General features: G+C 36.0%; 7 protein-coding genes. 6 read left to right on the top strand and 1 reads right to left on the bottom strand.

Annotated features, from left to right (window positions below):
• Nucleotides 1–560 precede the first annotated feature (560 nt).
• Nucleotides 561–1,037 (bottom strand): glutathione peroxidase, encoded by a 477-nt coding sequence (locus N9R04_RS11140; protein WP_308445807.1) that lies wholly within the window; start codon nucleotides 1,035–1,037, stop codon nucleotides 561–563.
• Between the two features lie 174 nt (nucleotides 1,038–1,211).
• Between N9R04_RS11140 and hflX the strand changes: the two genes are divergently transcribed.
• From hflX to N9R04_RS11110, 6 genes are all read left to right on the top strand, one after another.
• Nucleotides 1,212–2,447: a GTPase HflX gene (gene hflX / locus N9R04_RS11135; protein WP_262856846.1), complete on the top strand. Its 1,236-nt coding sequence runs from the start codon at nucleotides 1,212–1,214 to the stop codon at nucleotides 2,445–2,447.
• Between the two features lie 17 nt (nucleotides 2,448–2,464).
• Nucleotides 2,465–3,703 carry a methionine gamma-lyase family protein gene (locus N9R04_RS11130; RefSeq protein ID WP_262856845.1) on the top strand — a complete coding sequence of 413 codons (1,239 nt, stop codon included), beginning with the start codon at nucleotides 2,465–2,467 and terminating at the stop codon, nucleotides 3,701–3,703.
• A gap of 599 nt (nucleotides 3,704–4,302) precedes the next feature.
• Nucleotides 4,303–4,671 carry a MerR family transcriptional regulator gene (locus N9R04_RS11125; protein WP_262856844.1) on the top strand — a complete coding sequence of 123 codons (369 nt, stop codon included), beginning with the start codon at nucleotides 4,303–4,305 and terminating at the stop codon, nucleotides 4,669–4,671.
• 21 nt (nucleotides 4,672–4,692) lie between these two features.
• Complete coding sequence (gene glnA / locus N9R04_RS11120) at nucleotides 4,693–6,033, top strand: type I glutamate--ammonia ligase (protein ID WP_262856843.1); 1,341 nt, start codon at nucleotides 4,693–4,695, stop codon at nucleotides 6,031–6,033.
• Between the two features lie 455 nt (nucleotides 6,034–6,488).
• The gene (locus tag N9R04_RS11115) at nucleotides 6,489–6,719 is read left to right on the top strand and encodes a hypothetical protein (protein ID WP_262856842.1); all 231 of its coding nucleotides are present in this window, start codon (nucleotides 6,489–6,491) and stop codon (nucleotides 6,717–6,719) included.
• A 320-nt stretch (nucleotides 6,720–7,039) separates the two neighbouring features.
• Nucleotides 7,040–7,276 carry a hypothetical protein gene (locus N9R04_RS11110; RefSeq protein ID WP_262856841.1) on the top strand — a complete coding sequence of 79 codons (237 nt, stop codon included), beginning with the start codon at nucleotides 7,040–7,042 and terminating at the stop codon, nucleotides 7,274–7,276.
• Nucleotides 7,277–7,408 lie beyond the last annotated feature (132 nt).

The raw sequence follows: 7,408 nt of genomic DNA, 5'->3' as shown, positions 1-7,408 counted from the left end.
GATCATTTGCGCAGTCGTATCATTCTATGTACAAATCTTTTTGTAGCTCATCCAAAAAAAGAGATTAAGCAGCACAAGACTGCTTAATCTCTGGTTTTCAATAACCAGTCCTATTTGACAAAGAGCCCCTTTTTCGTGTGAAATTAAAGATGTAGAGACATCAAGTTCTGTGCTCTGGGCAATCAATTAACTGCGTCTTGAAAGCAGGATTGTCAACAGAGACTATCTCGGTTCAACAAAATTTCTAATACAATTATGCTCATCGTTCGCTTCAGCTCAAATCCTAAACTTTTCTGTCGCAAACGCGCATTATGGGTTCTCCGATTCATTAAAAATACATCTCAACATGTTTGAAAAATATTTGGTCAGCTAACCAAAATATACAACATGCGGGGATGTATTCAATGTCATCAGAGATAAACAGTTTAGTACATACAACATGGAATTGAAAGTACTATATCGAGTTTGCACCAAAATATCGTTGACACATTCTTTAAGGATTAACGTTCTAGTCTCATCAATATACATATTATTTTCGCTAGTGAACAGAGACATTTAAACTATAAAAGTTCTTTGATGTCTTTTCTAATGTGCTTAGGGTCTTTTTGGGGACCAAATCGTTTGACGACATTCCCTTTTCTGTCCACTAAAAATTTAGTAAAGTTCCATTTAATCTTTTCGTTAAATAATCCGTGTTGAGCGTGAGTGAGATATCGATACAGAGGATGTTGGTTTTCACCTTTGACTTCTATCTTTTCATGCATAGGGAAACTAACACCATAGTTGATTTGACAGTACTGTTTAGCTTCTTCACCATTACCGGGTTCTTGGCCTCCAAATTGATTGCACGGGAAACCAAGAACTGTAAATCCTTGACTTTTAAATTCCTGATATAAAGATTGCAAACCTTCAAATTGAGGGGTAAACCCACATTCACTTGCGGTGTTAACTATAAGCATTACTTCATTTTGATACTCACTTAAATGATATTTATCTCCACTATTTTTTTCTACTTCTATGTCGTAAATACTCATTATATACTCCTTTTCATATTTTCTATATACTTACGTCTATCATACTAACTTATATTGCTTACACTACATAGTTATATTATACAACAAGTTTGAATTAACTATTCAGTTTCGAACATAGTTTTGAATGAAACACTGTGATAAAATGTCAAAGAAAACCTATTAAAAGAGGTGATAGTAATGGCTCATAAACAATCAAAGTCAACTGTAAATCCATTAGAAAAAGCTATACTTATAGGTGTAAATGCTAATTCTGAACAGGAATTTGATTTTGATTCTACTATGGAGGAGCTACATAGATTATCTAGTACTTGTAAATTAGATGTTCAAGAAACCTACACTCAAAATAGAGAAAATATTGACCACAAGTATTATGTAGGGAAGGGCAAACTTGAAGAAATCAAAGCTTATGTAGAGCACCACTCTATAGAAGTAGCTGTGACGAATGATGAGCTTACTACTGCCCAGTCAAAGACTTTGAATGGTAATTTAAATATTAAAATTATCGACCGAACTCAACTTATATTAGAGATATTTGCGTTACGTGCACGGAGTAAAGAGGGCAAACTTCAGGTTGAATTAGCTCAGCTTGATTATTTATTGCCGCGACTTCAAGGACATGGGCGCAGCTTGTCACGTCTTGGGGGCGGTATTGGTACACGTGGTCCAGGTGAAACGAAGTTAGAAATGGATCGTCGACATATTCGTACGCGTATGAATGAAATTAAGCATCAACTTAAAGCAGTAGTTGAACACAGAGAACGTTATAGAAACCAACGCGAACAAAATCGTGTATATCAAGTAGCATTAGTTGGCTATACAAATGCTGGTAAATCTTCCTGGTTTAATGTTTTGACTGATGAAACAACATATGAAAAGAATATCTTATTTGCGACATTGGATCCTAAAACACGTCAAATGCAAATCAATGAAGGGTTTAATTTAATTATTTCTGATACAGTTGGTTTTATTCAAAAACTACCTACTACGCTTGTAGCTGCTTTTAAATCAACTTTAGAGGAAGCCAAAGGAGCAGATTTGTTGCTCCACGTAGTAGATAGCAGTCATCGCGAATATCGAACACAATTTGATACGGTAAACCGGATTTTAAAAGGATTGGATATGGATGCTATCCCACAAGCGGTCATATTTAATAAAAAAGACCTTTCTCTTCATGGCGCCCCTGACTTTCAACCCAACTCTGTATTTGTATCAGCTAAATCGGAAGAGGATATCGAGAAAGTAAAGACGTTAATCTATAATCAAATTAAAGAGACCTTGAACTATTATGAAGAAGAAGTTCTCAGTTCAAATGCTAAACGCTTATATGAACTTAAACAACATACTTTAGTTAGTGAGTTAAAGTTTTTAGAGGATACTGGAAATTACCTTATTAAAGGCTATAAGAAAGGTTAAAGGAAGAAGAGATGAACATGACAGAGTTGCATACCCTGGTACACGAAGTGGAAAAAGAATTACAACCCTATTTTAGAAATATAGAAAGCATTGCATATGCTAATCAAGTACGAGTCCTTGAAGCTTTTCATGAAGCTAAAATAACTGAAAGTGATTTACAGGGGACAACCGGATACGGTTACGATGATTTTGGCAGAGACCATTTAGAACAAATTTATGCGCATACTTTTAAAGGGGAAGACGCTATTGTACGTCCTCAAATTATATCAGGCACACATGCAATTACTATTGCACTACAAAGTTTGCTGCGCTACGGAGACGAGTTATTATATATCACTGGAGATCCTTACGATACACTGCTAGAGGTGATTGGTATTAATGGTAGCGGTGTAGGTAGCTTGATGGAACAAGGTGTCTCTTATCAAAAAGTAGATATAGCTGACAGTGGAATTGATATATCGAAAGTGCTGGAAACGATCACTCCACAAACTAAGGTTATAGCTATTCAAAGATCCAAAGGCTACGATCAACGTCCCTCATTAACAATTGAGCAAATTGAGAGTGCAATAGCGCAGATCAAAGCCTTGTATCCAAATATCATTGTGTTTGTGGATAATTGTTACGGTGAATTTGTTGAAGAGAGAGAGCCACTTGAGTGCGGTGCGGATATTATGGCAGGGTCGTTAATTAAAAATCCTGGGGGAGGATTAGCTAAGATAGGAGGCTATATCGTTGGTCGTCATGATCTCATTGAGCGATGTGGCTATCGTTTAACTGCTCCAGGTATAGGTAAGGAAGCGGGAGCATCTTTGGATACGTTGCATGAAATGTATCAAGGCTTCTTTTTAGCGCCTCACGTAGTAAGTCAAAGTTTAAAAGGAGCGCTATTCACTAGTTTATTACTTGAAAAGCTTAATATGAATACCGAACCGAGTTACAACGTTCCCAGAACCGACCTAATACAAACTGTTCGCTTTCAAACTCCAGAGCAAATGGTACAATTCTGCCAAAGTATTCAACACGCTTCACCTATAAACGCCCATTTTAGTCCTGAACCATCATACATGCCAGGGTATGAAGATGATGTAATCATGGCAGCGGGTACTTTTGTGCAAGGATCCTCAATTGAATTATCAGCCGATGGTCCGCTCCGCCCACCTTATGAAGCCTATGTGCAAGGTGGATTGACGTATGAGCATGTAAAATTTGCTGTGACTTATGCAGTTCAGCAGTTATTAAAAAATAATTTAATATAGTTAACTTATCAAGTCACGTTTATATTCTAGTTATCTTATCTACTACTAGAGAACGTGACTTTATTATTTATACAATCATTATTAGAGGACAGTTGTGCATTTAAGAAGAGTTGAGACGTAGACTTTCTGTGCTCTGGGAGCGGGACAGAAATCTAATTGGAATAAAAAGATTTCGTAGTCCCGCCCCGGCAAAGATGACTAGAATTGAAAAAAGCTTGATATAAGCGCGTTTTCAAATCAGTCATCTACTGGCGAGACGTTGAAGAGGCTGGGATATATCTCCCAGTCTCTTTCTCTCTAGTCAAAGACCATTATGTCCCTGTTTCTCTTTGTTGGGGCCCCGCAAACCCTAAACGCTTTTGTCCCGACCTCTACCAACAGCAGATTCTAAATTCTGTAGAAAGAACGATTACTTTTCTAGATATATTAGAATTTTCTATAACTTCCGTAATTGTGTTTGAAAAAGAGGTGATAGGGAACTGAAATAATGAACTATCATGATAATTTTCACAGTTATATGTCAGAAAACCTTACATAGTTTTGTGTAGGTTTGTAAAGTGTGATAAATTGATAGCAAGTTCAATATAGAGGTGAGGTACTTGAAATCTAATGACGCTTTGAGGCGTAACATGGCCGTGTTCTCTATGAGTGTTGTGAGTAAACTCAGTGAATTGTCACCTCGACAAATTCGTTATTATGAAACACATGAACTTGTTAAGCCTGAAAGGACTAAAGGCAATAAAAGGTTGTTCTCACTTAATGACTTAGAAATTTTACTTAAAATTAAGACATTAATTGAAAAAGGATTTAACATGAAAGCGATTAAACAAATCATGAATGACAATCCATCACATCTCACGAGTGAAGAGCAACAATTACGCAATAACATGATAGTTGAAGCGACTCAAAAGCCGCAACGAGAGTCGATACCGATCAACCGCGGTGATTTATCACGTTTTATTAATTAAAATATTGGAGGATAAAAAGTAATGTCAAAACGTTCATTTAGTAAAGATGATATTCGTAAATTTGCCAAAGAAGAAAATGTGCGTTATTTACGTTTACAATTTACTGACATCTTAGGCACGATTAAAAATGTTGAAGTACCTGTTAGTCAATTGGAAAAAGTATTAGACAATGAAATGATGTTTGATGGTTCCTCAATTGAAGGATTTGTTCGTATTGAAGAATCAGATATGTACTTGTATCCAGATCTTGATACATGGGTGATCTTCCCGTGGACAGCAGGCCAAGGTAAAGTAGCGCGTTTAATTTGTGATGTTTACAAAACAGATGGAACGCCATTTGAAGGTGATCCACGTGCAAATTTAAAAAGAGTGTTAAAAGAAATGCAAGATTTAGGTTACTCAGATCTCAACTTAGGACCTGAACCAGAGTTCTTCTTATTCAAATTAGATGAAAAAGGAGAACCTACATTAGAATTGAACGATCACGGTGGTTATTTCGACCTCGCTCCTACTGATTTAGGTGAGAATTGTCGACGTGACATCGTACTTGAGCTTGAAGATATGGGATTCGATATAGAGGCAAGTCATCATGAAGTTGCACCTGGTCAACACGAAATTGATTTTAAATATGCAGATGCGATAACAGCTTGCGATAATATTCAAACATTCAAGCTTGTTGTAAAAACAATAGCGCGTAAACATAACTTACACGCTACCTTCATGCCTAAACCACTGTTCGGTGTTAACGGTAGTGGAATGCACTTTAATATTTCTTTATTTAAAGGTAAAGAGAACGCGTTCTACGATGAGAATGGTGATATGAAATTAACTAAAGATGCTTTCCATTTTACTGCAGGTATTTTAAAGAATGCACGCGGATTTACAGCAGTTTGTAATCCTATAGTTAACTCTTATAAGCGATTAGTACCTGGTTATGAAGCACCGTGCTACATTGCTTGGAGCGGTAAAAACCGTTCTCCATTAATTCGTATTCCTACTTCTCGTGGCCTATCAACGCGTATTGAAGTGCGCTCGGTTGATCCAGCTGCAAATCCATATATGGCACTAGCAGCGATACTACAAGCAGGGTTAGATGGCATTAAGAATAAATTAGATGTGCCAGAGCCGGTTAACCAAAATATTTATGAATTAAATCGCGAAGAGAGAGAATCAATTGGTGTACAAGATTTACCATCCACGTTATACACTGCGCTTAAAGCGATGAAAGAAAATGATTCTATTAAAGAAGCGATGGGTAATCATATTTATAACCAATTCCTCAATAGCAAATCTATTGAATGGGATTATTACAGAACCCAAGTGACGGAATGGGAACGCGAGCAATATATGAAACAGTATTAGGTGCTAGATAATCGGGTGAAACACTAGTTATAAAAGCAACTCGAGTTATTTTATTTGATGATTCTGAGTTGCTTTTTTGCACCCATTTTTTACTATTGAACCGTTTTGGGTGCATTTTGGGTGCAAAATGGTCTTCTAAATTTTGTCGAATCATGAGCGGTTCTGTCGAATTCTACTGGTGGGGGAGGCTATTAAGCAGTTTCCCAAAGTAAAGCTATATTATGTTTCTACCTACTTCTCTCTTTTACTAAATAAATAGCTATGAAAAAATCTATCGGCTTAGATTTCTTCATGGCTAATCTTATTATGTTTGGTGTTGCGGTGATTCACTTGTGTGAGTTACTCTTTAGCAAAATTGTACTTTCAATAGCATACTCCGTGCGTTCTTACTGAAGGATGATATTGTTGGCTCTGTGAGTTATACTATTAATTAAACTTATAAGGAGGTATGAAAAATGTATGCTAGAGCAAGTTTAGAACAAACATTTTATATTTTGAATGATGGTAAAGAATATAAAATTGATTTAATTACAGCTGATGATAGTAAAGACCTAGATTATAATTATTATGCTATTGCCTATAGAGATGGTGTCAACCGTAGTGTTGGAGCTAATAGCTTACGTGAAGCTGAATCTAAAGCTAACGAAGCAGTAGATCAAGTTATTGAGGCACTTAAACAACAATAATTCAAGGGAGCGGGACAGAAATCTAATTTGAACAAAAAGATTTCGTCGTCCCGCCCCGGCAAAGATGACTAGAATTGAAAAAAGCTTGATACAAGCGCATCTTCAAATCAGTCATCTACTGCCTCATGTATGTAAGGCATCGTCATACGTTATAGTGATATATACGTGCTTTAATATTTCTATTTAATTTATTAGCTGTCGCACTTATTTATCTAAATTACTTTACTGCTTAAGTTTTAGTGATTTAATTGACGATACTACTTTTAAACAGATATCTATAAGGGTATACCACGAATAGAGAAAAAAGTAGGAGGTCAACTATGGAATACGATATTCATATCTTTAATAAAGATGATAATCATATTGGTTCATTTAAATATGAAAGTGAATATAGTTTACCAGAGCAAGAAAACGAGTTGAAAGACGAACTTAAGAACCATTTCTCTAAACAAGATAAAGTTACTACTCACGACGATGAAGAAATCGATACTAAAGAGATCGCTAATATTGAGATAAATGCATTTAATCTTGATAAAAGAATAGAGATGAAGTTATAAAAGAAGGCTCTTTGTCAAATAGGACTGGTTATTGAAAACCAGAGATTAAGCAGTCTTGTGCTGCTTAATCTCTTTTTTTGGATGAGCTACAAAAAGATTTGTACATAGAATGATACGACTGCGCAAATGATC

This window comes from Staphylococcus marylandisciuri (assembly GCF_025519785.1).
Taxonomy (GTDB): domain Bacteria; phylum Bacillota; class Bacilli; order Staphylococcales; family Staphylococcaceae; genus Staphylococcus; species Staphylococcus marylandisciuri.
The sequence above is the reverse complement of the archived record's forward strand: the minus strand, read 5'-3'. Positions and strand labels throughout refer to the sequence as shown.